At 69.7% G+C, this 26,766-nt stretch carries 24 protein-coding genes; 18 read left to right on the top strand and 6 right to left on the bottom strand.

The features are described from left to right. The first annotated feature begins 1 nt into the window (after position 1). Positions 2 to 1,078 carry a M48 family metallopeptidase gene (locus tag ACUSIJ_RS11720; RefSeq protein ID WP_449308571.1) on the top strand — a complete coding sequence of 359 codons (1,077 nt, stop codon included), beginning with the start codon at positions 2 to 4 and terminating at the stop codon, positions 1,076 to 1,078. A gap of 92 nt (positions 1,079 to 1,170) precedes the next feature. On the opposite strand, the gene ACUSIJ_RS11715 is transcribed toward ACUSIJ_RS11720, so the two are convergent. Continuing rightward, positions 1,171 to 1,944 (bottom strand): helix-turn-helix domain-containing protein, encoded by a 774-nt coding sequence (locus ACUSIJ_RS11715; protein ID WP_449308570.1) that lies wholly within the window; start codon positions 1,942 to 1,944, stop codon positions 1,171 to 1,173. A 173-nt stretch (positions 1,945 to 2,117) separates the two neighbouring features. Here ACUSIJ_RS11715 and ACUSIJ_RS11710 point away from each other — a divergent pair, with 173 nt between their 5' ends. From ACUSIJ_RS11710 to ACUSIJ_RS11700, 3 genes are all read left to right on the top strand, one after another. Then, a complete protein-coding gene (locus ACUSIJ_RS11710) occupies positions 2,118 to 3,761 on the top strand; it encodes a PAS domain-containing sensor histidine kinase (protein ID WP_449308569.1) in 1,644 nt (547 codons plus the stop codon). After that, a complete protein-coding gene (gene fixJ, locus ACUSIJ_RS11705) occupies positions 3,754 to 4,383 on the top strand; it encodes a response regulator FixJ (protein WP_449308568.1) in 630 nt (209 codons plus the stop codon). Before ACUSIJ_RS11710 ends, fixJ begins: the two co-directional genes overlap by 8 nt. A gap of 235 nt (positions 4,384 to 4,618) precedes the next feature. Then, positions 4,619 to 4,996 carry a response regulator transcription factor gene (locus ACUSIJ_RS11700; RefSeq protein ID WP_449308567.1) on the top strand — a complete coding sequence of 126 codons (378 nt, stop codon included), beginning with the start codon at positions 4,619 to 4,621 and terminating at the stop codon, positions 4,994 to 4,996. Positions 4,997 to 5,099: 103 nt separating this feature from the next. On the opposite strand, the gene ACUSIJ_RS11695 is transcribed toward ACUSIJ_RS11700, so the two are convergent. Then, on the bottom strand, positions 5,100 to 5,792 hold the full coding sequence (locus ACUSIJ_RS11695) for a CBS domain-containing protein (RefSeq protein WP_449308566.1): 693 nt from the start codon (positions 5,790 to 5,792) through the stop codon (positions 5,100 to 5,102). 273 nt (positions 5,793 to 6,065) lie between these two features. Here ACUSIJ_RS11695 and ccoN point away from each other — a divergent pair, with 273 nt between their 5' ends. From ccoN to ACUSIJ_RS11645, 10 genes are all read left to right on the top strand, one after another. Beyond that, positions 6,066 to 7,730 (top strand): cytochrome-c oxidase, cbb3-type subunit I, encoded by a 1,665-nt coding sequence (ccoN, locus tag ACUSIJ_RS11690; RefSeq protein ID WP_449308565.1) that lies wholly within the window; start codon positions 6,066 to 6,068, stop codon positions 7,728 to 7,730. Positions 7,731 to 7,753: 23 nt separating this feature from the next. After that, complete coding sequence (gene ccoO, locus ACUSIJ_RS11685) at positions 7,754 to 8,488, top strand: cytochrome-c oxidase, cbb3-type subunit II (protein ID WP_449308564.1); 735 nt, start codon at positions 7,754 to 7,756, stop codon at positions 8,486 to 8,488. Between the two features lie 101 nt (positions 8,489 to 8,589). Then, positions 8,590 to 8,742 carry a cbb3-type cytochrome c oxidase subunit 3 gene (locus tag ACUSIJ_RS11680; protein ID WP_449308563.1) on the top strand — a complete coding sequence of 51 codons (153 nt, stop codon included), beginning with the start codon at positions 8,590 to 8,592 and terminating at the stop codon, positions 8,740 to 8,742. Positions 8,743 to 8,747: 5 nt separating this feature from the next. Continuing rightward, entirely contained in the window at positions 8,748 to 9,644 is an 897-nt protein-coding gene (ccoP, locus tag ACUSIJ_RS11675) for a cytochrome-c oxidase, cbb3-type subunit III (RefSeq protein WP_449308562.1), read from the top strand. 23 nt (positions 9,645 to 9,667) lie between these two features. After that, on the top strand, positions 9,668 to 11,152 hold the full coding sequence (ccoG, locus tag ACUSIJ_RS11670; protein ID WP_449308561.1) for a cytochrome c oxidase accessory protein CcoG: 1,485 nt from the start codon (positions 9,668 to 9,670) through the stop codon (positions 11,150 to 11,152). A gap of 33 nt (positions 11,153 to 11,185) precedes the next feature. After that, a complete protein-coding gene (locus ACUSIJ_RS11665; protein ID WP_449308560.1) occupies positions 11,186 to 11,764 on the top strand; it encodes a FixH family protein in 579 nt (192 codons plus the stop codon). 10 nt (positions 11,765 to 11,774) lie between these two features. Beyond that, positions 11,775 to 14,072 carry a heavy metal translocating P-type ATPase gene (locus ACUSIJ_RS11660; protein ID WP_449308559.1) on the top strand — a complete coding sequence of 766 codons (2,298 nt, stop codon included), beginning with the start codon at positions 11,775 to 11,777 and terminating at the stop codon, positions 14,070 to 14,072. Then, positions 14,069 to 14,254, top strand: coding sequence for a cbb3-type cytochrome oxidase assembly protein CcoS (ccoS, locus tag ACUSIJ_RS11655; RefSeq protein ID WP_449308558.1), 186 nt, complete (start codon positions 14,069 to 14,071; stop codon positions 14,252 to 14,254). The genes ACUSIJ_RS11660 and ccoS overlap by 4 nt, the downstream gene beginning before the upstream one ends. Next, complete coding sequence (locus ACUSIJ_RS11650; RefSeq protein WP_449308557.1) at positions 14,251 to 15,399, top strand: hypothetical protein; 1,149 nt, start codon at positions 14,251 to 14,253, stop codon at positions 15,397 to 15,399. Before ccoS ends, ACUSIJ_RS11650 begins: the two co-directional genes overlap by 4 nt. Before the next feature lie 172 nt (positions 15,400 to 15,571). Continuing rightward, on the top strand, positions 15,572 to 16,732 hold the full coding sequence (locus ACUSIJ_RS11645) for an MFS transporter (RefSeq protein ID WP_449308556.1): 1,161 nt from the start codon (positions 15,572 to 15,574) through the stop codon (positions 16,730 to 16,732). Here ACUSIJ_RS11645 and ACUSIJ_RS11640 read toward each other — a convergent pair. From ACUSIJ_RS11640 to ACUSIJ_RS11625, 4 genes are read right to left on the bottom strand one after another with little or no spacing between them, the layout of a single operon-like run. Continuing rightward, a complete protein-coding gene (locus ACUSIJ_RS11640) occupies positions 16,716 to 17,948 on the bottom strand; it encodes a CCA tRNA nucleotidyltransferase (protein WP_449308555.1) in 1,233 nt (410 codons plus the stop codon). The genes ACUSIJ_RS11645 and ACUSIJ_RS11640 overlap by 17 nt on opposite strands. Next, a complete protein-coding gene (locus ACUSIJ_RS11635; protein WP_449308554.1) occupies positions 17,945 to 18,202 on the bottom strand; it encodes a DUF6111 family protein in 258 nt (85 codons plus the stop codon). The genes ACUSIJ_RS11640 and ACUSIJ_RS11635 overlap by 4 nt, the downstream gene beginning before the upstream one ends. A 9-nt stretch (positions 18,203 to 18,211) precedes the next feature. Continuing rightward, positions 18,212 to 18,889, bottom strand: coding sequence for a CoA pyrophosphatase (locus ACUSIJ_RS11630; RefSeq protein ID WP_449308553.1), 678 nt, complete (start codon positions 18,887 to 18,889; stop codon positions 18,212 to 18,214). Next, a complete protein-coding gene (locus tag ACUSIJ_RS11625) occupies positions 18,886 to 19,557 on the bottom strand; it encodes a DUF1285 domain-containing protein (protein WP_449308552.1) in 672 nt (223 codons plus the stop codon). The genes ACUSIJ_RS11630 and ACUSIJ_RS11625 overlap by 4 nt, the downstream gene beginning before the upstream one ends. A 220-nt stretch (positions 19,558 to 19,777) precedes the next feature. Here ACUSIJ_RS11625 and ACUSIJ_RS11620 point away from each other — a divergent pair, with 220 nt between their 5' ends. Genes ACUSIJ_RS11620 through ACUSIJ_RS11605 form a run of 4 tightly spaced genes read left to right on the top strand, consistent with a single transcriptional unit; the run spans position 19,778 to position 26,744 of the window. Continuing rightward, the gene (locus ACUSIJ_RS11620) at positions 19,778 to 20,791 is read left to right on the top strand and encodes an AAA family ATPase (RefSeq protein WP_449308551.1); all 1,014 of its coding nucleotides are present in this window, start codon (positions 19,778 to 19,780) and stop codon (positions 20,789 to 20,791) included. Between the two features lie 55 nt (positions 20,792 to 20,846). Further along, the gene (locus ACUSIJ_RS11615; RefSeq protein ID WP_449308550.1) at positions 20,847 to 21,764 is read left to right on the top strand and encodes a DUF58 domain-containing protein; all 918 of its coding nucleotides are present in this window, start codon (positions 20,847 to 20,849) and stop codon (positions 21,762 to 21,764) included. Between the two features lie 2 nt (positions 21,765 to 21,766). Continuing rightward, positions 21,767 to 24,637 (top strand): DUF4159 domain-containing protein, encoded by a 2,871-nt coding sequence (locus tag ACUSIJ_RS11610; RefSeq protein WP_449308549.1) that lies wholly within the window; start codon positions 21,767 to 21,769, stop codon positions 24,635 to 24,637. 25 nt (positions 24,638 to 24,662) lie between these two features. Next, positions 24,663 to 26,744 carry a hypothetical protein gene (locus ACUSIJ_RS11605; RefSeq protein WP_449308702.1) on the top strand — a complete coding sequence of 694 codons (2,082 nt, stop codon included), beginning with the start codon at positions 24,663 to 24,665 and terminating at the stop codon, positions 26,742 to 26,744. Positions 26,745 to 26,766: the final 22 nt, after the last annotated feature.

The following is a 26,766-nucleotide window of genomic DNA, read 5'->3' as shown; positions in this document are numbered from 1 at the left end:
CATGGCCGCCTTCGGGCTCTACACGCACATCCGCGCGAATCGCATCCGTTCCGCCCTGCTCATCGGCGGGCTGTTCCTGCTGCTCTATGTCCTCGTGTTCGCCGGTGCGCTCGCCGGCGAGGCGCTGGCCCAGGATGCGCCCTTCGACGTACTGGTGCAGCGTGCGCTGGCGGCTCTCGTGCCCGCCATTCCGATCGCGACGCTGGCGGCGCTTGTCTGGATCGTCATCGCCTATCTCTTCAACCGCGCGATCATCGGCGCGGTTGCGGGCGCGCGGGAGGTCACGCGCCAGGACGCGCCGGAGCTTTACGCCCTGCTGGAGAACCTCTGCATATCGCGCGGCCTGCGCACGCCGCGTCTGGCGATCATCGACACGGACGCGCTGAACGCCTTCGCCTCGGGCCTCAACGAGAGCCAGTACACCGTCACGGTGACACGCGGCCTGCTCGCCGCCCTCGATCGCAACGAGCTGGAGGCGGTGCTGGCGCACGAGCTCACCCATATCCGCAACAAGGACGTGCAGTTGATGGTGACGGCGATGATCATCGCCGGCGTCATCTCGTTCGTCGGCGAGATGATCTTCCGCTGGCTGCGGTTCGCGCCCCTGCGCGGCTCGCGCTCGCGCGGCGGCGACAGGAACAGCGGCGGCGGCGCGGCCATTGCGCTCGTGGTCGCTGTCGTCATCGCTCTCGTCGCGGTGGCGCTGTCGGTCGTCATCCGCTTCGCCCTGTCGCGGTCGCGCGAATATCTGGCCGACGCCGGCGCCGTCGAACTGACGAAGAACCCCGACGCGATGATCGGCGCGCTGATGAAGATCTCGGGCCGCAGCGATCTGCCCGCCCTGCCGTCGTCGCTGATGGAGATGTGCGTGGACAACCCGCGTCACGGGTTCCAGAGCCTGTTCGCGACGCATCCCCCGATCGAGAGCCGCATCGAGGCGCTGGTGCGCCACGGCGGCGGCGTCTACCCGGCGCCCGCCGCCGAGCTGCCCCCCACCCCGCCGGACCACACCGATCCATCGAGCGGCGGGCCGCCCCGGCGTGGACCGTGGGGCCTGCGCCGCGGGCCGTGGGGGTAGAGCGGCCTGCGCTCATTTTGATGATCAAGATGAACGCAAACTGCTATAGCAAGGGCGGACGGTGGAAGGCGGAGCGGCGGTCGCCGTCAGGCTCAGCCGTGCATTTCCCGCAGGGCGGCGCGATTGCACAGACGCACCTTGCGGGCGGAGGTGAGTGCGATGATGCCCGTGCCCTCAAGCTGCGTGAAGGTGCGGGAGACGGTCTCGATCGTCAGGCCGAGGTAGTCCGCCATGTCCTGGCGCGACATCGGCAGCTCGATCGTGGGCGCGCCCTTCTCCGGCGCGGGAGGGTTCGACAGGCGATCCGCCATCGACAGCAGGAAGCAGGCCACCCGCTCCTGGGCGCTGCGCCGGCCGAGCAGCAGGATGTGCTCCTGCGCGCGGTGCAGTTCGCGGGCCGTCATCTCCCACAGCGCCGACGACATGCCGCCGCCCATCTCCATGCGCGAGCGCAGGGTACGCAGCCGCACGGTGCGAACGGTGGCGCGCGATATGGCCTCGGCGTAATAGGCGTGGTGGCTCCTCATCTCCAGCCCGACGATATCGCCGGCGATATAGAAGCCGTCGATCTGGCGCCGGCCGTCGTTGAGGATCTTGCATGTCCGGATGACGCCGCTCTCGACGCGATAGACGCTGTCGACCGGCTGATCCTCGGCGTAGAGTTCGCCATTGCGCGCGACGGTCATCGTGGTGCCGATCTCCGCGAACAGATGGGCGATCCACGCCTCCGAGGACCAGTCCGCGACCTGATCGACGGAAGGCTTCCAGAAGGTATGCTCCTCGCTGCGGTTCGCGCCGCGCACCGGGGCTGCGACTGGCGCGCCTGCGGCAAAGACCGTCCCGGGCAGTTGCTGAATACTTGACATGTCGGTCCCTCCGTCATCTGATTTTTTGTAGCCCGTACAGGCGGCAGGCGAAATTCGGTCGACTGCGTAAGGGGAATCCCGTAGGACTCGAGCATGTCCCCCGGTTCAGGTCCCGCTCCCGGCGGGAAAGCGGGGCGAATGCGGATGGAACAGGAGGCGCGGCGGGGGTGGCGATGATCCGGCAAACGCCCGTTCCGGAACGACAATCCTCGGAGAGCGGCGCTCCCGCGTCCCCGACCGGCGCGCACGGGGAGGCGCGCGGGCAGAGGGAGGGCGCATGCCCGTTTTCCGCCGGTTCCGCACGCGCCGTGCCGCCCGCCGCGCCGCCAACGGGCGGGACGGGCGCTGCCCGCTTTCCGCAGGACTATGCGAGACCGGTCGTCTCCGTCGCCTTCGTCGCCCTGCTCGGCTATCTGTTCCAGCTCGGCGACAAGCCGGCGCTGCTGATGCCCATTCTGGCGCTCGCGGTGCTCGCCTCCTGCGAGCGCGGCCTGCGGCCGGGCATCACGGCGACCGTTCTCGCCGTGGCGGTGTCATGGCTGCTGCGCAAGCACCTTCAGGCCGATGCGCAGGCCGATGTCGCCGGCGCGATGGCGTTCGCGCTGCTCGGCTTCGGCATGGCCTACTACGGCGAGCGCCTGCGCAACCACCGCCAGAACGCCGCAGCCGAGGCGGCCGCCGCGACGCGCGATCTCAAGGCGCGCGAGGCGCATCTGGAATCGATCCTCGACACCGTGCCCGACGCCATGGTGGTGATCGACCGCTTCGGCAGGGTCCATTCCTTCTCCCGCGCCGCCGAAAGGCTGTTCGGCTACCAGGCCGGCGAGGTCACGGGGCGTAACGTCAGCATCCTGATGCCCTCGCCCTACAGCGAGGACCACGACCGGTACATCGAGCGCTATCTGCAGACGGGCGAGAAGCGCATCATCGGCATCGGCCGCGTCGTGATGGGACGGCGCAAGGACGGCTCGACCTTTCCCATGCAGCTCTCGGTGGGCGAGACGTCGGGCCCGGGCGAGACCTTCTTCACCGGCTTCGTCCGCGATCTGACCGAGCGCCAGATGACGGAGGCGCGCCTGCAGGACCTGCAGACGGAGCTCGTCCACATCTCCCGCCTGACGGCTATGGGCGAAATGGCCTCGACGCTCGCGCACGAGCTGAACCAGCCGCTGACGGCGATCGCCAACTACCTGCGCGGCCTGCGCCGCCTGCTGGAGACGGATGACGGGCCGCGCGTCGCTCAGGTGCGGGATGCGCTGGAGAAGGCCTCCGACCAGGCCCTGCGCGCCGGCCAGATCATCCGGCGGCTCAGGGAGTTCGTCACCCGCGGCGAGAGCGAGCGGCGCGTCGAGAACCTGACCAAGATCATCGAGGAGGCGAGCGCGCTCGCCCTCGTGGGAGCACGCGAATACGGCGCGCGCGTCACCTACGACCTCGACCCGGAGGCGGCCTGGGTGCTCGCGGACAAGGTGCAGATCCAGCAGGTGCTGGTCAACCTGCTGCGCAACGCGCTGGAGGCGGTGCAGGATTCGCCCACCCGCAACATCGTGGTCACGACCGCCGCCATCGAGGGTGCCCAGGTGGCGGTGAGCGTCGCGGACACGGGACCGGGGCTTGCGCCCGAGGTCGCGCAAAAGCTTTTCCAGCCCTTCATCACCACCAAACGCCATGGTATGGGCGTGGGCTTGTCGATTTCGCGCACGATCGTCGAATCCCACGGGGGGCAGATTTCAGCGGAATCGTCGCCCGCGACCGGCACGACCTTCCGCTTCACCCTGCGTCGTGCGGTGCTAGAGGAGAGTCCTGAGGATGCGTAGCGGACCCGTGCATGTCATTGACGACGATGAATCCGTCCGCGATTCGCTCTCCTTCCTGCTGGGGGGAATGAACCTCACCGTGCTCACCTACCCCTCGGCGGAGGTTTTTCTGGAACAGCGCCCCTGGGGGCTCGGCGGCTGCATCGTATCGGACGTGCGCATGCCCGGCATCAGCGGCATCGAGCTCCTGCGCACCCTGAAGGAAAAGGGCGTCGACCTGCCGCTCATCGTCATCACCGGCAATGCCGACATCCCGCTCGCGGTCGAGGCCATGAAGGCCGGCGCCAGCGATTTCCTCGAGAAGCCCTTCGACGACGAGGTGCTGCTCGCGGCGATCGAGAACGCGCTCGGGGACCGGCCCAAGACCCCGCGCGCCGCCGCCGACGTGATCGAGATCAACGAACGCCTGCAGACCCTCACCAGCCGCGAGCGCGAGGTGCTGGACTGCCTCGTCACCGGCCTGTCCAACAAGCATATCGCCTCCGCCCTCGGCATCAGCCCGCGGACCGTCGAGGTGCACCGCGCCCATGTGATGACCAAGATGAACGCGACCAGCCTGTCGCATCTCATCCGCATGGCGCTCGTCGGCGGAATCGATCTGCGCAACCGCGCCGTGGGGTGAGCCCGGGCCGCCGATCCCCTGCGGCTGTCAGGGATCAATTGATGAAGGTCAAGGCGCTCCCGCGCCGAGTGTGCCGGAATGACGCAGGTGCCGGCCGGAAATGCCTTCCGAAACATCAGGCTGGCGGATGCAAGAGCGGTGGCCTGCGGTGATTGATCCCGGCGCGGATTCCAATGGAAGCGATCCTCATGCCCCCGGGGAAGCCGGCAGACGCCGTCACCTCGCGAGGAACCACGTGGTATTGGTGATCGACGACGATCCGGCGGTGCTCGGGTCGCTGAAATTCTCGCTGGAGATCGAGGGTTTCTCGGTGCGCTGCTATGAAAGCCCGGCCGAGTTCCTCGCCGCGCGGGACCTGCCCAGCCGGGCCTGTCTCGTGGTCGACCAGAAATTGCCCGGCATCAGCGGCCTCGACCTGCTGGCCTCGCTCACCGACGACAGGCGGGCCGCCATGCCTGCCATCCTGATCACGAGCTATCCGAGCGCTGCGCTGCGCAGCCGGGCGGACGCGGCCGGCGTCCGGATCATCGAGAAGCCGCTGCTCAACAACGCGCTGAGCGAGGCCATCTACCAGGTCATGACCGGCACCCCGAACGGACGCGGCGAAGGCTAGAGCATCAAACCAAAAAATGGGTGCCGTTTTTTGGATAAATCTGATGCACAAACAAAGAGATAGAGCGGCTGGCAAAGAGATAGAGCGGCTGGGACAGGCCGCCTCAGCGACGCGACAGGATGACGCCGCGCAGCACCGTGTGATCCTCGATCTTGCGCACGCCCGGGATGCGCTCGGCCGCGACGCGCAACGCGGCGCGTTCCGTGTCCGAGCCGACGCTTCCCCACAGGTGCACCACCCCGTCGACGACGACGATCGTGTTCTCGAAGCGGCGCCCCCACGGCTGCGCCTTGAGCTCGCCCTGCAGGGCCTCGCGGATCGCCCTGTCGTCCTCCGTCGGCGCCGATTCGGCATGCGCGGCCGAGGCGAAGGCACGGACGAGGTCGCTGCGGCTGATGATCCCCGCGAGCCGTCCCGCCTCCAGCACCAGCACGCTGTGGATGTTGTGATGCTCCAGCACGTTGACGATCTCGCCGAGTTCGGTGTCGGGCGTGACGTGCGGCAGCCCGGCGCGCATCACGTCGCAGGCCCTGAGCGCGCGCGACCGCACGTAATCCGACTGGAGCGCGGTGTCGCTGGTGAAGAATTCGGCCAGCCGCGACAGCCGCCGCTGCGTGCCGGTTTCGACCCGGCGCAGGAAATCGTCCTCGGAAATGACGCCCGCCACCGCCCCCTCCCCGTCGACGACGGGGACCGACCCGATGCGGTGGCGCACCAGCAGATCCGCCACCGCGGGCAACGGGGTTTCGAGATCAACGGTGATGACGTTCGACGTCAGGATATCCCGTGCTTTCATTGGCCCGCTCCCGTCTCGACCCCCAGCCGCGCGTCGGCGGCGCCCTCTCCGGCGATCCATAGCCGTCTGCGCCCGCCATTATGACGGATCCACCGACCGCGGGCATTGCGCCGGATCACAATACACCCCTCCGAGATGTTTATGCGACGCAAGGTCCACTTTCTAAGAAAATTGATTCTAATCAAGGAGGGGAAGAACGACGCGTACCAATGGTAAAAACAGTCGTAAGCCGGGCGCAGCCGATCCGGCGTTTCTGAGATGGCGGACAGAACCATGACGCAAGCGATCGCACCCATCAAACGCATGACATTCGGCGAGGCCGGCACGGCAACAGTGCTGGCGGCATTGACGTTCCTGTTCATTCTCATCGGCGCGAAGGCCCACACGTCGGCCTATTCCTTCCATGCCTTCCTGCTCGCCGCCGCAAGCGCCTGGGGCGTCTTCAAGATCATCGACCGGTTCTACGCCCGGCCCGCCGAACTGCCCCCGGCGGAGATCGACGGCCGCCCGAACTACAATTTCGGCCCGGTGAAGTTCGCCACCATCGCCTCCGTCTTCTGGGGGGTCGCGGGCTTCCTTGTCGGCGTGATCATCGCGCTGCAGCTCGCGTTTCCGGAATTGAACCTGGCGAGCTGGCTGAACTTCGGCCGTCTGCGGCCGCTGCATACCTCGGCGGTGATCTTCGCCTTCGGCGGCAATGTCCTGATCGCCTCCTCGTTCTACGTCCTGCAGCGCACGTCGCGGGCGCGGCTCGCCGGCGACATCGCGCCGTGGTTCGTGGTGCTCGGCTACAACCTGTTCATCGTCGTCGCCGGCACCGGCTACCTGCTCGGCATCACCCAGTCCAAGGAATACGCCGAGCCGGAATGGTACGCCGACCTGCTGCTGACGGTCGTGTGGGTCGCGTATCTGCTCGTGTTCCTGCTCACGCTGTCGCGGCGCAAGGAGCCGCACATCTACGTGGCGAACTGGTTCTACCTCGCGTTCATCGTCACCATCGCCGTGCTGCACATCGGCAACAACGCCGCCATCCCGGTGTCGATCTTCTCGTCGAAGTCCTACGTGGTGTGGAGCGGCGTGCAGGATGCGCTGATCCAGTGGTGGTACGGGCACAACGCGGTGGGCTTCTTCCTGACCGTGCCGTTCCTCGCCATCATGTACTACTTCGTGCCGAAGCGCGCGGAGCGGCCGATCTATTCCTACCGGCTGTCCATCATCCACTTCTGGGCGCTGATCTTCATCTACATCTGGGCCGGCCCGCACCACCTGCACTACACCGCCCTGCCCGACTGGGCGCAGACGCTCGGCATGACGTTCTCGGTCATCCTGTGGATGCCCTCGTGGGGCGGCATGATCAACGGCCTGATGACGCTGTCCGGCGCGTGGGACAAGCTGCGCACCGACCCGGTGCTGCGCCTCATGGTGGTGGCCATCGCCTTCTACGGCATGGCGACGTTCGAGGGGCCGCTGATGTCGGTGCGCGAGGTCAACGCCCTGTCGCACTACACGGACTGGACCATCGGCCACGTCCATTCGGGGGCGCTCGGCTGGGTGGCCTACATCTCCTTCGGCACGCTCTACTGCCTGGTGCCATGGCTGTGGAACCGCAAGGGCCTCTATTCGCTGCGGCTCGTGAGCCTGCACTTCTGGATCTCGACCATCGGCATCGTGCTCTACATCACCTCGATGTGGGTGGCGGGCATCCTGCAGGGCCTGATGTGGCGCGCCTACACCAGCCTCGGCTTCCTCGAATACTCGTTCATCGAGACCGTGGAGGCGATGCATCCCTTCTACGTCATCCGGGCGCTCGGGGGCATCCTGTTCCTCATCGGTTCGCTCATCATGGTCTACAACCTGTGGGCCACGGTGAAATACGGCGAAGCCACCGACGCCGAACCCGAAACCGCCGTGAAGCCGGCGCTGACGCCCGCTGAGTAAGGACGACCAAGGAGAAGACGCCAATGTCGCTTTGGCAAAAACACGCGATCTTCGAGAAGAACTCGATCATCCTGATCATCGGCATCGTCATCGTGGTCGCCATCGGCGGTCTGGTGGAGGCGGTTCCGCTGTTCTACCTGAAGAGCACGATCGAGACGGTGGAGGGCATGCGGCCGAAGTCGCCGCTGGAGCTCGCGGGCTTCAACATCTACGTGCGCGAGGGCTGCTACAACTGCCACAGCCAGCAGATCCGCACCCTGCGCGACGAGGTGGAACGCTACGGCCATTACTCGCTGGCGGCGGAAAGCATGTACGACCACCCGTTCCAGTGGGGATCGAAGCGCACCGGGCCCGATCTCGCGCGCGTCGGCGGCAAGTATTCGGACGCCTGGCACCGCGACCACCTGCGCGATCCCGTCTCGGTCGTGCCGGGGTCGATCATGCCGCGCTACGGCTTCCTGGAACAGCGGGAACTCGACTTCCGCCACATCGCGGACGACATGAGCGTGCTGCGGGCGGCGGGCGTCCCCTACACCGAGGAGCAGGTCACCCGGGCGCAGGCGGATCTCATCATTCAGGCGACGCAGGACGATCCCGACGTCGACGGTTTCCTGGAGCGCTATCCCAACGCCATCGCCCGCAGCTTCAGCGGGCGGCCGGGCCGCATCACCGAGGCGGACGCGCTGATCGCCTATCTGCAGCACCTCGGCACCCATGTCGATTTCAAGCTCTACGACAACAAGGCCAACATCCGATAAGGCAAAACTCTTGGAATTTGCTTTATCTCTTTGTTTAAGCACCAAATTCATCCAGAAAACGGTCCCCATTTTCTGGTTTGATGCAATAGGCGGAGCCAAACATGACCACGTATCAAACGCTGGCAGAATTCGCCCAGACATGGGGCCTGCTCTACTTCGTCGGCATATTCATCGTCATTCTGGTTTACGCCCTCGCCCCCTCCCGCAAGAAGGGGTTTGAGGAGGCCGCGCGCATTCCGTTGCGGGAGGACTGAGGATCATGGCGCAGAACACCCAACATACCGACGGCCATGGACACGAGGTCGATCCCGTCACCGGCGTCACCACCACCGGCCACGAATGGGACGGCATCCAGGAACTGAACAACCCCCTGCCGCGCTGGTGGCTGTGGACGTTCTACGCCACCATCATCTGGGCCATCGGCTTCTGGATCGCCTTTCCGTCCTGGCCGCTGATCTCGAGCTTCACGCCGGGCATTCTCGGCTGGTCCTCGCGCGGGCAGGTCGCCGAGCATCTCGGCGAGCTGCGCGAGCAGCGCTCGGCGATGATGACCCGGCTCGACGCCGCCTCCACGGCACAGATCGAGGCCGATCCGGAACTGCTGAGCTTCGCCACGGCGCTCGCCCGGCCGGCCTTCGGCGACAATTGCGCCCCCTGCCACGGCGCGGGCGGCGCCGGCGCCGTCGGCTATCCCAACCTCAATGACGACGCCTGGCTGTGGGGCGGCACGCTCGCCGACATCGAGCAGACGATCCGCTTCGGCATCCGCTCCGGCCACGACGACGCGCGCGTCGGCGACATGCCGGCCTTCGGCCGCGACGGCATGCTCCAGCGGCCGGAGATCGTCGCGGTGGCCGATTACGTGCGCTCGCTCTCGGGCCTGCCGGCCGAGAACGCCGCCAATCTGGAGACCGGCGCGACGGTGTTCGCCGACAACTGCGCCTCCTGCCACGGCGCAGACGGCACCGGCAACCGCGAGCTCGGCGCGCCGAACCTGACGACCGGCATCTGGCTGTTCGGAGCCGACCGCGATACGATCGTCGACGGCGTCTGGCACGGGCGCGGCTCGGTCATGCCGGCCTGGCAAGGCAGGCTCGACGATACCACCATCAAGGCCCTGACCGTCTTCGTGCATACGCTGGGCGGCGGCGAGTGACGCCACACGACCGAGTGATCGCCATGGGTACGACCCGCGTCATCGACACCACGACCACCGCGAATTCCGGCGACGGACCGCTCTACGTCGCCCGGAAGAAGATCTACCCGCAGAAGGTGCACGGCACCTTCCGGCGCATCAAGTGGATCGTGCTGGTCGTCACCCTCGGCATCTATTACCTGCTGCCCTTCGTGCGCTGGGACCGCGGGCCCGACGCGCCCGATCAGGCGGTGCTGATCGACTTCGTCACCAAGCGCTTCTATTTCTTCTTCATCGAGATCTGGCCGCAGGAGTTCTACTACGTCACCGGCCTCTTGATCCTCGCCTCGCTGATCCTGTTCCTGATGAACGCGGTCGCCGGGCGCGTGTGGTGCGGCTATCTGTGCCCGCAGACGGTCTGGACCGACCTGTTCCTCGCCGTGGAGCGGCTGACGGAGGGCGACCGGCGCGAGCGCATGAAGCGCGACAACGCCCCCCTCAGCCTCGACACGGCGCTGCGGCGCACCGCCAAGCACGGCCTGTGGCTGATCATCGCGTGGTGGACCGGCGGCGCGTGGGTGCTCTACTTCGCCGACGCGCCGACGCTGGTGTGGGAACTCGCCACCTTCACCGCGCCGGCGATGGCCTATGTCTGGATCGGCATCCTCACCTTCACCACCTACACGCTCGCCGGGCACATGCGCGAGCAGGTCTGCCTCTACATGTGCCCCTGGCCGCGCATCCAGGCGGCGCTGACCGACGAGGAGGCGCTCAACGTCACCTACCGCTACGACCGGGGCGAGCCGCGCGGATCGGTCAAGCGCAGCGCCGCGCTGCGGGAGAAGGGACAGCCGGCGGGCGATTGCATCGACTGCCTGCAGTGCGTCCACGTCTGCCCCACCGGCGTCGACATCCGCGAGGGCAGCCAGCTCGGCTGCATCCAGTGCGGCCTGTGCATCGACGCCTGCGACAGCGTCATGGACAAGATCGGCCGTCCCACGCGCCTCATCGCCTACGACACGGATCTCAACGTCAAGGCGCGGATGGAGGGCCGGCCCACCCATGTGCGGGTGGTCCGCTGGCGCACGGCGGTCTATGTGCTGATCATCGCCGCCGTGGGCGGCGCGATGCTCTACACCCTCGCTACCCGTTCGAGCGCGGGCATCAACGTGCTGCACGACCGCAGTCCGATGTTCGTGCGCCTGACCGACGGCTCGGTGCGCAACGCCTATACCCTGCGGCTCATCAACAAGAACCACGACGCGCGCACGTTCGAGATCAGCATCGCGGGCAGCGACGGGCAACCCATCCCTGGCGCGGAACTGACCGCCATCGGCGACGAGGCGGCCACCGAGGGCCGCGTGGCCATCACCATCGGCCCCGACCAGACCCGCGAGGTGCGCGCCTTCATCACCATCCACGACGAGCCGCCGGGCACGGTGCCGACTTCAGTGGAGGTCGTCTTCCACATCCGCGACGCGAGCGGCGCGTCGACGGCCAGCGCCCAGGACCATTTCTTCGGCAGGTAGTTTTTCAGAGTCAACGAAATGAAGGGGATCATCATGCCGACCGTCGCGCCCTCGCCAGACGCCCGCCCGCCCCGAGATGCCCGCCCGCCCAAGGAGCGCAAGCTGACCGGCCGCATGGTGCTGCTGTGCCTGATCGGCTTCTTCGGCACGGTGACCGCCGTCAACGTCGTCATGATCCGCGCCGCGATCTCCACCCACGGCGGGGCCGAGAAGATCAGCAGCTACCGCGCCGGCCTCGATTTCGCGCGCGACCGGGATGCGGCCCGGACGCAGGCGGCGCTCAACTGGCAGGTCGACATCGACATGCCCCACCGCGACGCCGCCGGCCGCACGGGCTGCGTCATCGCGCAGAGCGGCTGCGCCGCGTCGGGGCCCGTCTCGGTTTCCGTCCGCGACGCCCGGGGCAGGCCCCTCCCCGGCCTGGAGGCGCGGCTTATCCTCTCGCATCCGACCGACTCCCGGCGCGACCAGTCGATTCCGCTCGCCGACAGGGGCGACGGCACCTACGCGGCGTCGATCGACGCCACCCCCGGACACTGGATCGTCGATCTCGACCTCGACCGCGGCGGCGAGCAGATGTTCCGCTCGTCGGGCCGCGTCGTGCTGAACTGAGGACGAAACGATGCTCGCCAATATCGACCTCACCGGCTACATCCGCCGCGACAGCGGCTCGGCGCATCTCGATCTCGCCGTCGAGGGCATGACCTGCGCCGCCTGCATCGGCGAGATCGAGCAGGGCCTCGGGCGCCTGCCGGGCATGATCGGCGCGCGCGTCAACTACGGCCGCCACCGGCTGTCGGTGAACTGGGACGAGGCGCGCCTTTCGCCCGCGACCATCCTCGACGCCCTGCGCCGGCTCGGCTACCGCGCCCAGCCCTATGTCCCCCGCGAGGCGGAGGAGGCGGAGGCGCGCCACATGCAGCACCTGCTGAAGTGCCTCGCGGTGGCGGGCTTCGCCTCCATGAACGTCATGCTGCTGTCGGTGTCGGTCTGGGCCGGCAACGTCTCGGACATCACCTCCGAGACGCGCGACATGTTCCACTGGATTTCCGCGCTCATCGCGCTGCCCGCGACCGCCTATGCCGGCCAGCCCTTCTTCGTGAGCGCATGGCGGGCGGTCCGCGCCCGCCACCTCAACATGGACGTGCCGATCGTCATCGGCATCACGCTCGGGCTCGTGATGTCCATCTTCGAGACCCTCAACCACGCCGAGAACGCCTATTTCGACGCGGCGGTGACGCTGCTGTTCTTCCTGCTGTGCGGGCGGGTGCTCGATCAGGCCATGCGGCGCAAGACCCGCGCCGTGGCCGGCAATCTCGCCGCGCTCAAGGCGATCACGGCGCGGCGCATCGAGGCGGACGGCAGCGTCACGCTCACGCCCGCCGAAGCCCTGAGGCCGGGCGATCGCGTGCTGGTAGCGCCCGGCGAGCGGGTGCCGGCGGACGGGCGCGCGCTCGCCGGCGACACCAGTGTGGACGAGGGCCTCATCACCGGCGAGACGCGGCCGCGCAGGGTCGAGACCGGCGGCATGGTCTATGCCGGCAGCCTGAACGGCGCCGGCGCGCTGACCATTGAGGTCACCGCCGCCGGCCAGGCGACGCTCATCGACGACATCGAGCGGCTGCTGGAGCGCGCGCAGGAAGGCCGCTCCCGCTACCGGCGGCTCGCCGACAGGGCGGCGAGCGCCTATGCGCCCATCGTCCATGGCGCGGCGCTGATCACGCTGATCGTGTGGCTCGTGACAGGGCATACGTTCCGCGATTCCGCCATTACGGCGATCGCGGTGCTCATCATCACCTGCCCCTGCGCGCTGGCGCTCGCCATTCCGGCGGTGCAGATCGTGGCGGCGGGAGCGCTGTTCCGCGCCAATCTGCTGCTCAATTCCGGCGATGCGCTGGAGCGGCTCGCCGAAATCGACACCATCGTGTTCGACAAGACCGGCACGCTGACGGTGCCGGAGCCGCGCGTCGCCAACGCACCCGACGTGCCGGCCGATCTGCTGGCGCTCGCAGGCCAGCTCGCCCTCTCCAGCACGCATCCGCTCGCCGGCGCTGTCGCGCAGGAGGCGGGACGCGCGGCGCCCTTCGACGGCGTGGAGGAGCGTTCCGGCGAGGGCGTCAGGCTCGTCGTGGACGGTCTGGAAGCCCGCCTCGGCAGCCCGGCGTTCTGCGGTTTCGGGACGGTGAGCGCGCCGGCGCAGACGGATACGTCGCTGACGGCGGTGCAATGGGGCGACCGGCGGGCGCTGCTCGAAATCCGCCAGACGCTGCGCAGCGACGCCGCCGCAATCGCGCGTGGCCTCGCGGCGAGCGGCTGCGACCTCATCATCCTGTCCGGCGACCGCCCCGAGGCGGTCGGGCCGGTTGCGGTGGCGCTCGGCGTCAAGGCATGGCAGGGCGGCCTGACGCCGCAGGACAAGATCGCCGCGCTCGAAGCGCTCAAGGCGCGCGGCCGCCGGGTGCTGATGGTCGGCGACGGCCTCAACGACGCGCCGGCGCTCGCCGCGGCCCACGTCTCGCTGTCGCCTGTCACCGCCGCCGATCTCACCCAGGCCCAGGCGGACGGCGTGTTCCTCGGCGAGCGGCTGGCACCGGTGAAGGCCGCCGTGCTGGTGAGCCGGCGGGCGCGGCGGCTGATGCTGCAGAACCTCGGCATCGCTGCTATCTATAACATGATCGCGGTGCCGCTCGCGTTCCTCGGCCATGTGACGCCGTTCGTGGCGGCGGTGGCGATGTCCGGCTCGTCGCTGCTGGTGACCGGGAACGCGCTGCGCGCGCGGCTCGGCGAGGGCAAGGCCGCCGCCAGGGACGCCGTGCCCGAATTCGGCACGCGCCCGCTGACACGGCAGGAGATCGCACGGCAGGAGATCGCACGACAGGAGATCGCGCGGCGGGAGATCGCGCGAGAGGTGACGCCATGAACGTGCTGCTGATACTGGTGCCGCTGGCGCTGCTGCTGGGGCTCGGCGGGCTTGCGAGCTTCATGTGGTGCATGCGCTCCGGCCAGTACGACGACATCGAGGGAGCGAGCCTGCGCGTGCTCAACGACGACGACCTGCCGCCGGCCGCCCGGCCGGATCAGCGCACGGATATGCGCGGATGAGCATGCCGATCGGCGAGTTCACGGCACGCGCGGGCAGGCTCGCCTGCCTCTGCGCGCCGGCGACCCTGATCGCGGATCAGGCCGCGAGCCACACCGTGACGCGGCTCGCGGCCGGTTTCGCCCTCGCCGTGCTGTCGCAGGTGCTCGCCGTCGGCACGCTGCCACTCGCCGGCAGCTTCATCGCGCCGGCGCCCTGGATGGCCACCCTGCCCTATGCCGCGATGCTGGTCGGGGCAACGGTCGCGACCTTCCCCGCCTCGTTCCTGATGGATGCCTTCGGCCGGCGCGCCGCCTTCGCGCTCGGCGCGAGCCTCGGCATCGCCGGCGGCCTGATGATCGCGTGGGCGCTCGTCAACCGCCAGTTCACGCCACTGCTGCTCGGCGCGTTCTGGCTCGGCATCGCCAACGGCTTCGGCCTGTTCTACCGCCACGCGGCGGCCCACGTCGCCGGTCCCGCCGACCGCAAGGCCGCGATCGCCGCCGTGTTCGGCGCGGGCGCGCTCATCGGCCTCGTCGCGCCGACGGTTGCCGGATTCGCCGAGGGGCTCGCCGCGCCCATGCTGTTCGTCGGCACGGCGCTGGCCGCAGCGGCGGCGCAACTCGGCGCATTCGCGCTGGCGCTCACCCTGCCCGCCGCCTCGGCCGCCGTGGTCGAGGCCGGGGGAGCGGGCGAGACGCCGGTCCCCACCGATTGGGGGGCGGTGGCGGGCGCGACGTTCGCCGGCGTCGTCGCCTGGCTCGTGATGACCCTGCTGATGGCCGCGGCCCCGCTCGCCATGGCCGGCTGCGGCCTGTCGCCGGGACTGATTTTCGCGGGCATATCGTGGCACACGGTGGCGATGTACGCGCCCGCGCTGTTCACCGCCCGCCTGCCGGAACGGGTGACGCCGCCGCTCATCGCGCTGGCCGGGCTCGGCCTGATCGCGCTCGGCGTTCCCGTCTTCGCCGTGGCGCAGGACGCGGCGCTCTTCACCGTGGCGCTGACGCTGCTCGGCGCCGGGTGGTCGGTCGCGGTGGCGGGCACGACGTTCTGGCTGCACGAGAACGGGCGGCCGTCGCGCCTCGTGCTCGCGCTCCATGACGGCGCCGTATTGTTGGCCGCGCTTTTCGGCGCGATCCTCGCCGGACAGATCGCCGTCGCCTGATTCCTTTGACCAATCATGTGACCGATCATGACGGATCTGTGGTGACGCCCCCAACAGGCGGCATAGCTGCGCTGCAGCAAACCGGATTGTTCTTTTCCATCTTTGCCGCATCCTGTGCATGAAAACGCCGACGCGCCCGCGCGGCGTTTTTTGTGCGTGGGAAACGTTCGTCATGCCGTTGTCGCTGCTTGCCCTCGCCGCTGCCTCCTTCTGCATCGGCACAACCGAATTCGTCATCATGGGACTGTTGCCGGAGGTCGCCGCCGATCTCGGGGTGACCATTCCGGCCGCCGGCCATCTCGTGTCGGGCTATGCGCTGGGCGTGGTGGTGGGCGCGCCCATCATCGCCATCGCCACCAACGGCCTGCCGCGCAAGGCGACGCTGATCGGGCTCACCTGCGTGTTCATCGTCGGCAACGTGCTGTGCGCCCTCGCGCCGACGTACTGGCTGCTGATGGGCGCGCGCGTCGTCACCGCCTTCTGCCACGGCGCCTATTTCGGCATCGGGGCGGTGGTGGCGGCGGGCCTCGTGGCGAAGAACAGGCGCGCGCAGGCGGTGGCGCTGATGTTCGGCGGCCTGACGCTCGCCAACGTGCTCGGGGTGCCGGCCGGCACGGCGCTCGGGCAGCAGCTCGGCTGGCGGGCGACGTTCTGGGCGGTGTCGCTGATCGGCGTCGCCGCCGCATCGGCGCTCGTGCTGCTGGTGCCCGCCAACATCGCCAACCCCAAGGCCAGCATCGTGCGCGAGTTCAGGGTGCTGGGCAAGTCGCAGGTGCTGCTGGCCATGGGCATGAGCGTGCTCGCGTCCGCGAGCCTGTTCAGCGTCTTCACCTATATCGCGCCGCTGCTGCGCGAGGTGTCGGGGCTGGAGCCGCATCATGTCACCTGGGTGCTGCTCGTGTTCGGCATCGGCATCACCATCGGCAATTTTCTCGGCGGCAGGCTCGCCGACTGGCGGCTGATGACGTCGCTCGTCGCCATCTTTTGCGGAATCATCCTGCTGCTGACGGCACTGCACTTCGCCGCCCCGGTGTGGCAGGCGGCGGTCGTCGTGATCGTCCTGTGGGGCGTGGTCGATTTTGCCATCGCGGCACCGCTGCAACTGCGGGTGGTCGACACCGCGAGCGATGCGCCCAATCTGGCGTCGAGCCTCAATCAGGCGGCGTTCAACCTCGGCAACGCCTCCGGCGCGTGGATCGGCGGCACGGCGCTGACTCTCGGCATGGGCTATGACGGCCTGCCGCTGGTGGGCGCGGCGCTGGCGGCCGGCGGCCTCGGGCTGTGCCTGTGGTCGCAGGGCATGGACAGGCGCATGCTCACGGCTCCAGCCTGACCGCCTCCTCGAGCAGGGCTGCAAGGCTCGCGGCATCCGCGGGCGTGTCGGCGTCGAGCCACAGGTCACGCGCGCGCGCCAGCACCCGCCCCATGCGCGGGCCGGGCGCGACGCCCGCCTGCGCGGCATGCTTGCCGGCGAGCGAAAACACCGGTGGCGTCTCCCGGCCATCGAGGTAAGCGTCGAGCAGCGCCCGGGCGTCGTCGGTGATGTCGGGCAGGGGCTCGCCGTCGACGGCCGCGAGCGCATCGGCCACCGGCGGCAGGCCGTGCTCGACGGCGAGCCGGCGCAGCACGCGCGGGTCGACCGGCGTCGCGCGCCCGTGCAGCTGCGCGATCAGCGCCCCGGTGGCGCGGAGGCGCGCGTGCTCGTCGTTCGACAGCCGCAGCCGCTCGCGCAGCCTGTCCGCGTCCTCGGGCGTGCTGACCGCCAGCGCCGCGAGACGCGTCAGCGCGTCGGCGGAGCGCGCGGCGGCGCGGGCGAAACGCCCCAGCTCCGGCACGCCGGCGGTGAGCATGGTGAGAAGCCCCGTGTCCGCCAGCGCCCCGACCACCTCCACCGCGCGCCGCGCCGCGATGAGCCGCAGCAACTCGGCCCGCACGCGCTCCCGCGACAGGCGCACCAGGCCGTGGCGCTCGCGGATGCACGCGGACAGGCCCTCGGCGTCGAGCGCGCCCGCGGCGTATTCCGCCGAGAAGCGGAAGAAGCGCATGATGCGCAGGAAGTCCTCGCGGATGCGCTCGCTCGCCGCACCGATGAAGCGTACCCGCCGCGCCGCGATATCGGCGAGGCCGCCGGTGAAGTCGTGGACCGTGCCCGCCTTGTCGAGATAGAGCGCGTTGATGGTGAAGTCGCGCCGCCGGGCATCGGCGGCGAAATCGGTGCCGAAGGCGACTTGGGCGCGCCGGCCATCGGTCGCGACATCGCGGCGCAGGGTCGTGATCTCGAACGGCCGCCCTTCGCAGATCACGGTGACGGTGCCGTGGTCGATGCCGGTCGGCACCGCCTTCAATCCGGCGGCGCGCGCCAGATCCGCGACGTCCTGCGGCAGCGCCGTGGTGGCGCAGTCGATGTCGTTGACCGGCCGCCCTATCAGCGCGTTGCGCACCGCGCCGCCGACGACGCGCGTCTCGGCCCCGCCGGCGTCGACGGCGGCGAGCACCCGGCGCAGGGCGGGGTCCGCCAGCAGGTCCTGGACGCGCCGGTCCCGCGTCATTGGAAACGGCCCGGAACCAGCTTGCCGTCCTCGATATGCGCCGGCACGTAGGCGCCGCTGTGGCGCTCCGCCGTCAGGCCGCCGATGACGAGCCCGAGGATGGCGACCGCGAGCCCCGCCAGCACGAGCCACGGCACGTGGCCGTCCCAGGCTTCGCGCGTCAGGGGATTGCGCCGGCGCAGGTAGAGATAGATCCCGAACAGGAAGAACGGGCTCAGGAAGAGCACGAGCGCCTCGAAAACGGCTCTGGTCATGGCAGCCCCTTATGACGCCTGATCGTTCCGTTCCGCATACACCCTTTCGTAGAGGTTGCGGATGATGCCCGCCGTCGCACCCCAGATATAGCGCCTGCCGTAGGGCATGGCGTAATAGTGCCTGAGCGTGCCCTGCCACTCGCGCGCGTGGCGTTCGTGATGGTTGACGTTCATCAGGAAATCGAACGGCACCTCGAACACCTCATCCACCTCGCCGGGGTTGGGCACCGGCGAGAATGCCGGATCGACGAGGCCGACGACCGGCACGATGCTGTAGCCGCTGCCGGACAGATAACCGTCGAGATACCCCAGCGGTTGCACCAGGGAGGCCGGCAGGCCTATTTCCTCCCTCGCCTCCCGCAGCGCCGCCGCGAGCGGCGAGGCGTCGGCTGCGTCGATCTTGCCGCCCGGAAAGGCGATCTGCGAGGCGTGCTGGCGCAGCGTCGCGGCGCGCTGGGTCAGCAGCATGGAGTAGCCCGCGCCGCCCTCCCCGGCCCCGCGCGCGATGAGCGGCACCAGCACGGCGGCAGGGCGCGCGGGCCGGATGTCCGGCAGGGCGTCGCCGAGCGCGTGATCGCCGGTGACATGCTCCACCGGCCTCGCGGCATTCGCCGCGAACGGCGGCTCGTGGCACAGCCGCGCGGCAAGGTGCGAGACGAGATCGTCCCCGTTTCCGATTACCGTCACGCGCCACCCTCGTCGAAGAAGTCCGCACTGTCGGCGATGGGGAAGAAGGCCGTTCCCGAGGCGATGCCGATGACGGACCGGCCGTCGATCTCGCGTTCCCGCGCCAGCGCGAGCAGATCGGGCACCAGCGCCCGGGTGAGGCGCGCCCACAGATCGCCGCGCACCTTCACATAGGGCCGGAAGCCGCCCGCCGCGTCGATCTCGAAGCGCAGCGGCGCATTCTCCCCCGCTTCCACCGCGTCGTCCAGATTGGTGCGGAAGTAGAGCTTGTCCGACACCGGATCATGCGTCATCTCGACGGCGAGGAAGGGCACGTCGTCGACCTTTATCCCCACCTTTTCGACCGGCGTCACCAGCACGTAGCGCTCGCCCTCGCGCCGCAGGATGGAGGCGAAAAGCCGCACCAGCGCCGGCCGGCCGATGGGCGAGCCCTGATAGAGCCACACGCCGTCCGCCGCGATCCGCATGTCGATGTCGCCGCAGTCGGGCGGGTTCCAGCGCTCGACCCCGGCGCGCCCGCCCGTGCCGGATGCCGCGGCGAGCAGATGGGCAAGCGCCGCCGGCGGTTGGCTGCGCGCTTCGCCATAGGCTTCGCCATGCGGGTGGCCTTGGCCGGGCGGCTGCCTGCCGGAATGGGGGCCGGTCCCGCCCGGCGATGTCGCTGTCATATCCACCTCCCGTCGTTCATCCGTTCGTCGAACCGTGCCGGCGACCCGATTCATGACACGTTCCTTGCTCATAACATAGTCATCACCGCGTTTTGTCCCAATCATAGCCCGGGGGGCGGCTTGACTGACAGGATGTCTGTGCCCAACAACTGAACGATCAAGATTCAACAACTCTGCGCGGCGCCGGTCGCCGCGACGCGTCATGACAGGAACCGGACCCATGACAGCATCAGCGCCCGACGACGCCACCATCGCCGCCACCGCCCTCGTGGCCCAGGCCGAAACCGCCCTCACGGCCATCGGCCGGGCACGCGACGCCATCGGCTCCGTCATCTTCGGGCAGGAGCGCGTGGTGGAACTCGCGCTCGTTACCGTGCTCGCGGGCGGCCACGGGCTGCTCGTCGGCGTGCCGGGCCTTGCCAAGACGAGGCTCGTCGAGACCATGGGCGCGGTGCTGGGCCTCGCGAGCCAGCGCATCCAGTTCACGCCGGACCTGATGCCCTCCGACATTCTCGGCACCGAGATCCTCGACGAGAGCGCGACCGGCCAGCGCAGCTTCCGCTTCGTCCACGGCCCCATCTTCACCCAGCTCCTGATGGCCGACGAGATCAACCGCGCGAGCCCCCGCACCCAGTCTGCGCTGCTGCAGGCGATGCAGGAGCATCATGTCACCATCGCCGGCACGCGCTATGACCTGCCACAACCGTTTCACGTTCTCGCGACCCAGAACCCGATCGAGCAGGAGGGCACCTATCCACTGCCCGAGGCGCAGCTTGACCGTTTCCTGCTGCAGATCGATGTCACCTATCCCGACCGCGACGCGGAGCGCCGCATCCTGCTGGAGACCACCGGCGTCGAGGAGAAAGCGCCCACCGCCGCCATCAACGCCGATACGCTGGCGCTGATCCAGCGTCTCGTGCGCCGGTTGCCCGTGGGCGACAGCGTCGTCGAGGCGATTCTCGATCTCGTGCGCTCCGCCCGCCCCGGCGAGAACCGCCGGCCGGACGATCCGGCGGGCAGACTGTCGTGGGGGCCGGGGCCGCGCGCCAGCCAGGCGCTGACGCTCGCCGCCCGCGCCCGGGCGCTCATCCAGGGACGCCTCGCACCGTCGCTGGACGACGTGCGGGCGCTGGCCGAGCCGGTGCTGAAGCACCGCATCGCGCTCACCTTCGCCGCCCGCGCCGAGGGCGAGACGGTGGAGGGCGTCATCGCGCGGCTGGTGGCTCGCATTTGACGGAGGCGGCCATACATAACAATCTGTCCAGATAACCCCAACCGGAACCCTGCCCATGGTGCATGTGGCGATCCAGCCTGATCAAAGTCGTTTTCCCGGACTGGGGGAAGCGGAGATCGCGCACGATCTGGCCGCCCGCCTGCCCCGTCTCGTGCTCGAATCGCGCCGGGTGTCGGCGAGCCTCGCCCACGGCATCCATGGACGCGGCCGCGCGGGACCGGGAGAAAGCTTCTGGCAGTTCCGCCCGTTCCACTCGGGCGAATCCGCCGGGAATATCGACTGGCGCCGCTCCGCCCGCGACGGCAGGCTCTACGTGCGCGAGCGCGAATGGGAAGCGGCGCAGACCGTGCAGCTCTGGATCGACCGCTCGGTTTCCATGGCCTATGCATCGGCCCACGCGTCGGCGCCGAAGGTGGAGCGCGCCATCGTGCTCGGCCTCGCGCTGGCGGAAACGCTGGTGTTCGCGGGCGAGCGCGTCGGCTACATGGGGCTGCTCAGCCCGCGTGCCTCGCGGCGCATCGGCGAGCAGATCGCCGAGGCGCTGGCGGCGGACGCGGCAGGCGCCACGCGCGACCTGCCGCCCGCGACCCCGCTCAAGCGGCGAGACGAGGCATTGATCATCGGCGATTTTCTCGTTCCCCTGCAGGATATTGACGAGGTTGTTTCATCCATCGCCACAAGTGGCGCGGGCGGCCACGCCATTCTGATCGTCGATCCCGTGGAGGAGGTCTTTCCCTTTACCGGCCAGACCGAGCTTTTCGATCCGGAGACCGGGGAGCGGCTGCGGCTCGGCGACGCGGCGGCATGGCGCGACGACTACCGCAAGCGCATCGCGGGCCACCGCGAGGGGCTGCGCGACATCCTGACCCGGCGCGGATTCACGCTCACCGTCCACCATACCGACCGCCCGGCGAGCGAGGCGGCGCTGCGCGTGCTGGCGCTTGTCGCGAGCCGCCGCAACGAGAGGGCGTGACCATGCCGGGACTGACACTGTTCGGCACACCGCTTGCCTTCGCCGCCCCGCTGGTGCTGCTGGCGCTGGCTGCGTTGCCCGTGCTGTGGGTGCTGCTGCGCGTGACGCCGCCCGCGCCCCGGCAGATCGCCTTTCCGCCGCTGCGGCTGGCGCTCGACCTCGTCCCGAAGCGCCAGACGCCGGCGCGCACGCCCTGGTGGCTTCTGCTGCTGCGCCTTCTCGTCGCCGCGCTCGTCATTCTCGCCTGTGCGTGGCCGGCCTGGAACCCGCTGCCCGTCACGCCCGGCGGCGGGCCGGTGCTGCTGCTGATCGACAACGGCTTTTCCGCCGCCAACGACTGGTCGGAACGCCAGGAAAGCGCCCGCGAGACGCTGGAGGGCGCTGCGCGCGGCAATCGGCCGGCGGCGGTCGTCGGCCTCGCCGAGGCGCCGGCGGACATCGCACCGACCGGGGCCATCGAGGCCACGGAACGGCTGCGCGCGCTCCAGCCCCTGTCGCACGCGGCGGCACGCAGCGCGCACCTTCCCGCGATCGAACGCTTCCTCGGCCAATACCCCGATGCCGCCATCGTCTGGATAACGGACCGGACGACCCTGCGGACGGCGGAAGCCGACGCACCCGCGCAGAACGACGATTTCGCCGCCCGCTTGCAGGCGCAGGCCGGCGAGCGGGCGCTCGTCGTGCGGGCGAACCCTTCCCCGGAGGGGCTGACGCTTGCCGACACCGCCAACACGCGCGAGGGGATGACGGTGCAGGTCGGCCGCGCCGATTCGCGGGGACCGGCGGAAGGGCGGCTGCGCGCCACCGACCTTCGCGGGCTGACGCTGGGCGAGGCGGCGTTCGCGTTCGCGCCCGACGCACTGGAGGCGGAAGCCCGCTTCGAGCTGCCGGTCGAGATCCGCAACAACATCGCCCGCATCGACGTCGTCGGGCAGAACTCGGCCGGCGCGGTGGCGCTCGTCGACGGCCGCCAGCGCCGCCACCGCGTCGGGCTGGTGTCGGGCGCTGGCGCGGACACCGCGAGCCAGCCTCTGCTCGCGCCGACGTTCTACCTCGCGCGCGCACTGGAGCCCTATGCGGAGCTGCGCGAGCCGCGCGGCGCGGTCCCCGATGCCGTCGCCCGGCTGATCGACGAGAACGCCACCGTGATCGCGCTCACCGACATCGGCGTGATCGACGCGCAAACGGCGGACAGGCTTGAGGAATTCGTCGAGCGCGGCGGCATCCTGCTGCGCTTTTCGGGGCCGCGCATGGCCAACAGCGACGAGGTGCTCGTGCCGGTGCGCCTGCGGCAGGGCGAGCGCACCATCGGCGGCGCGCTGTCATGGGACACGCCGCGCACGCTCGCGCCCTTCCCGGAGATGAGCCCGTTCCACGGCCTCGCCATCTCGGACGAGGTCACTGTCAGCCGGCAGATCCTGGCCGAGCCGGACGCCGACCTGACGCGCCGGACATGGGCGGCGCTGACGGATGGCACGCCGGTGATCACCGCCGACCGGCGCGGCGAGGGCCTGATCGTCCTCGTCCACGTCACCGCCGACGCCACGTGGTCCAACCTGCCGCTGTCGGGAACCTTCGTCGAGATCCTGCGCCGGATCATCGCGCTGTCCGAAGCCGCCGGCCCCACAGGCGAGGGCGAGGCTGCCGCGGCCGCTGAAACCGTGTCGCCGCAACGCACTCTTGACGGCTTCGGGGCCTTCCGCAGCCCGCCCCCCACCGCGCGGCCCGTGGCGCGCAGCGCGCTCATCCGCGCCTCGATCGACCACCCGGCGGGGTTCTACGGCTCGAACGAGGCGCCCACCGCCGTCAACGTGCTGGGGCCCGGCGACCGGCCGGCGCCGCTCGACGTGGCGGCCGTCGCCGACGCCGTGCAGCCGCTGACCTCGCCGCAGAACATCGACCTGCGCCGGCCGCTGCTGCTCGTGGCGCTGCTGCTGTTCATGCTCGACACCGGCATCAGCGCCCTTTCCGGCCGCGGGCGCGGCCGGCGGCGCAGAAGCGCGGCGGGCGTGGGCCAGGCCGGGCTCGCGGCCTCGGTGGTGTTCCTGGCGCTCGCGCCGGCGCCCGCGCCGGCACAGACGAGCGCATCCCTGCCGAGTGCGCAGCCGCTTCCGCAGATATCCGACGTCGACCGGCAGGCGGCGCTGCAGACGCGCCTCGCCTATGTGATCACCGGCAACGACGAGGTGGACGAAGCCAGTCGCGCGGGGCTCACCGGATTGAGCCAGGAGCTCTCCTACCGCACCTCCTTCGAACCCGGTGACCCGGTGGGGGTCGACCCCGCGACGGACGAGCTGGCGTTCTACCCGCTGATCTACTGGCCCGTCGTGGCCGACCGGCCATTGCCGTCGAACGCCGCGCTGCGGCGTATCGACGCATTCATGAAGTCGGGCGGAACGGTCGTTTTCGACACGCGCGACGCGTGGCTGCAAGGCGCGGCCACCCAGGGCGCGCCCACGCCGGAGACGGTCCGCCTGCGCCAGATGCTCGCGGGCCTCGACATTCCCGAGCTCGAACCCGTACCGGCGGATCATGTGCTGACCAAGACGTTCTTCCTGATGGACCATTTCCCCGGCCGCTACGCCACCGGCGAGACCTGGGTCGAGGCCCTGCCGCCCGTGCCCGAGGGCGAGCCGCGCCCGGTGCGCAGCGGCGACAACGTGTCGCCGATCATCATCACCAGCAACGATCTCGCCGCCGCCTGGGCGTCCGACGATTTCGGCAACCCGCTGTTTCCCACCGTGGGATCGGACCCCGACCAGCACGAGATGGCGGCGCGCGGCGGCATGAACATGGTGATGTACGTCCTCACCGGCAGCTACAAGGCCGATCAGGTGCACGTGCCCGCCCTGCTCGACCGGCTCGGACAATAGGGAGCGGCGCGCCATGTTCACCGATCTGCCGTCGCTCGGTTTCTCCCCCCTGGTGCCGCCTGCCGTTCTGGCGGGGCTCGGGCTGCTCGCCGCCGTGCTGACGGTCGCCGCCGTGCTGCGGCGCGGGTGGCTCGCCGGCCTGCTGCGCGGCGCGGCGCTGCTGCTGCTCATCGGCGCGCTCGCCAATCCGGCGCTGGTGTCGCTGGAGCGCGAGCCGCTCAACGACATCGTCGCCGTCGTCACCGACCGCAGTGCCTCGCAGAAGCTCGGGCCGCGCGAGCGGCAGACCGACGAGGTGCTGGCGCAGGTCACGCGCCAGCTCGCCGCCCTGCCCGGCGTCGAGTCGCGCTTCGTCAATGTGGCTGAGGGCGACGGCGGCGACGGCACGCGCCTTTTCGGCGCGCTGGCGCGCACGCTGGCCGACGTGCCGGCCGAGCGCGTCGCCGGCGTCGTGCTGATCACCGACGGCGTCGTGCATGACGTGCCCGCCTCGGCGTCGCTGCTCGGCTTCACCGCGCCGCTGCATGCGCTCGTCACCGGCGAGCGGCAGGAGCGCGACCGGCGCGTGGCGCTGGTCGACGCGCCGCGCTTCGGCATCGTCGGGCGCAGCCTCACCATCCGCGTTCTCGTCGACGAGCGGGGCGGCCCCGGCATGGCGCGGCTCACCGTGCGCCGCGACGGCACCGAGCTCGGCTCCGTGCAGGCGCCCGCCGGGCGGCCGGTGCCGCTCGCCATCCCCATCGAGCATCCCGGCCCCAACGTGCTGGAACTGGAGGTGGAGCCGCTGGAGGGCGAGCTGACGCCGATCAACAACCGCGCCGTGCTGACCATCGAGGGTGTGCGCGACAAGCTGCGTGTGCTGCTGGTGTCGGGAGAGCCGCATCCGGGCGAGCGCACGTGGCGCAACCTGCTGAAGTCGGACGCGAACGTCGATCTCGTCCACTTCACCATCCTGCGCCCGCCGGAGAAGCAGGACGGCACGCCGATCAACGAGCTGTCGCTGATCGCCTTTCCGACACGCGCCCTGTTCCAGGAGCGCATTCAGGACTTCGACCTCATCATCTTCGACCGCTACGCCAACCTCACGGTGCTGCCGCCGGTCTATTACGACAACATCGCCGAATACGTCCGCGAGGGCGGCGCGCTGCTGCTGGCGGCGGGACCGGAATTCGCCGGGGCGTCGAGCGTGGCGCGCACGTCGCTCGGAGCCATCCTGCCAGCGACGCCCGACGGGCGCATCCACGAGGCCGGCTTTCGCCCGCAGATCTCGACGCTGGGCGGCCGCCACCCGGTGACGCGCGACCTGCCGGGAAGCGTGGCCGCCGGCGGATCGCCCAACTGGGGACCGTGGTTGCGGCAGATCGGCGCCGACGTGCACGGCGGAACGGCGCTCATGGACGGCACCGAGGGCCTGCCGCTGCTCATCCTCTCCCGCTACGAGCGCGGGCGGATCGCGCTGCTCCTGTCCGATCACGCCTGGCTGTGGGCACGCGGTTTCGATGGCGGCGGCCCGCACGTGGACCTGCTGCGCCGCCTCTCCCACTGGCTGATGCGCGAGCCCGCGCTGGAGGAGGAGGCGTTGCGCGCCTTCTCCCGCGACGGCTTCATCGCCATCGAGCGCCAGACCATGGCGGACACCGCGGCACCCGTGACGGTGACCGCGCCCGACGGCAGCGTGCAGACGGCGACGCTGGCGCAGGTCAGGCCCGGCCTGTTCTCGGCCAATGTCGCCAATGACCAGCTCGGCCTCTACCGCCTCACCGACGGCACGCTGTCGGCCTTCGTCAACGCCGGGCCGGACAACCCGCGCGAGATGGCGGATGTGTTCAGCGACACGTCGCGTCTCGAGGGCCTCTCGGCCGCAACCGGCGGCGCCACCGTGCGGGTGGACACCGGCAGCGCGACACCGACCGTTCCGCGCATCGATCTGGTGCATGCCGGCTCCACCTTCGCCGGCAACGGCTGGATCGGACTGCGCCCGAGCGACAGCGCGGTGGTGCGGGGCGTGCACGAGTTTCCGCTCGGCGTCGGCCTCGCCGGACTGGCGCTGATCGTCTGGGCTGTCATCGCCGCGTGGCTGGTCGAGGGCCGCAGGCGGAGCGGGTAAGCCGGATCTCAGGCTGCCCGGC

The sequence above is a fragment of the Pseudochelatococcus sp. B33 genome (genome assembly GCF_053570585.1).
This window is presented reverse-complemented; position numbering and strand designations above follow the sequence as displayed.

Bases quoted from the DNA above. Each gene is read 5' to 3' on its own strand.
- ACUSIJ_RS11610 (WP_449308549.1), top strand. From the start codon at position 21,767: ATGCCGGGACTGACACTGTTCGGCACACCGCTTGCCTTCGCCGCCCCG.
- ccoP (WP_449308562.1), top strand. From the start codon at position 8,748: ATGGCGCAGAACACCCAACATACCGACGGCCATGGACACGAGGTCGAT.
- ACUSIJ_RS11625 (WP_449308552.1), bottom strand. From the start codon at position 19,557: ATGACAGCGACATCGCCGGGCGGGACCGGCCCCCATTCCGGCAGGCAG.
- ACUSIJ_RS11710 (WP_449308569.1), top strand. From the start codon at position 2,118: ATGATCCGGCAAACGCCCGTTCCGGAACGACAATCCTCGGAGAGCGGC.
- ACUSIJ_RS11720 (WP_449308571.1), top strand. From the start codon at position 2: ATGGCCGCCTTCGGGCTCTACACGCACATCCGCGCGAATCGCATCCGT.
- ACUSIJ_RS11615 (WP_449308550.1), top strand. From the start codon at position 20,847: ATGGTGCATGTGGCGATCCAGCCTGATCAAAGTCGTTTTCCCGGACTG.
- ccoO (WP_449308564.1), top strand. From the start codon at position 7,754: ATGTCGCTTTGGCAAAAACACGCGATCTTCGAGAAGAACTCGATCATC.
- ACUSIJ_RS11640 (WP_449308555.1), bottom strand. From the start codon at position 17,948: ATGACGCGGGACCGGCGCGTCCAGGACCTGCTGGCGGACCCCGCCCTG.
- ccoG (WP_449308561.1), top strand. From the start codon at position 9,668: ATGGGTACGACCCGCGTCATCGACACCACGACCACCGCGAATTCCGGC.
- fixJ (WP_449308568.1), top strand. From the start codon at position 3,754: ATGCGTAGCGGACCCGTGCATGTCATTGACGACGATGAATCCGTCCGC.
- ACUSIJ_RS11620 (WP_449308551.1), top strand. From the start codon at position 19,778: ATGACAGCATCAGCGCCCGACGACGCCACCATCGCCGCCACCGCCCTC.
- ccoN (WP_449308565.1), top strand. From the start codon at position 6,066: ATGACGCAAGCGATCGCACCCATCAAACGCATGACATTCGGCGAGGCC.
- ACUSIJ_RS11660 (WP_449308559.1), top strand. From the start codon at position 11,775: ATGCTCGCCAATATCGACCTCACCGGCTACATCCGCCGCGACAGCGGC.
- ACUSIJ_RS11645 (WP_449308556.1), top strand. From the start codon at position 15,572: ATGCCGTTGTCGCTGCTTGCCCTCGCCGCTGCCTCCTTCTGCATCGGC.
- ACUSIJ_RS11695 (WP_449308566.1), bottom strand. From the start codon at position 5,792: ATGAAAGCACGGGATATCCTGACGTCGAACGTCATCACCGTTGATCTC.
- ccoS (WP_449308558.1), top strand. From the start codon at position 14,069: ATGAACGTGCTGCTGATACTGGTGCCGCTGGCGCTGCTGCTGGGGCTC.
- ACUSIJ_RS11665 (WP_449308560.1), top strand. From the start codon at position 11,186: ATGCCGACCGTCGCGCCCTCGCCAGACGCCCGCCCGCCCCGAGATGCC.
- ACUSIJ_RS11715 (WP_449308570.1), bottom strand. From the start codon at position 1,944: ATGTCAAGTATTCAGCAACTGCCCGGGACGGTCTTTGCCGCAGGCGCG.
- ACUSIJ_RS11635 (WP_449308554.1), bottom strand. From the start codon at position 18,202: ATGACCAGAGCCGTTTTCGAGGCGCTCGTGCTCTTCCTGAGCCCGTTC.
- ACUSIJ_RS11680 (WP_449308563.1), top strand. From the start codon at position 8,590: ATGACCACGTATCAAACGCTGGCAGAATTCGCCCAGACATGGGGCCTG.
- ACUSIJ_RS11650 (WP_449308557.1), top strand. From the start codon at position 14,251: ATGAGCATGCCGATCGGCGAGTTCACGGCACGCGCGGGCAGGCTCGCC.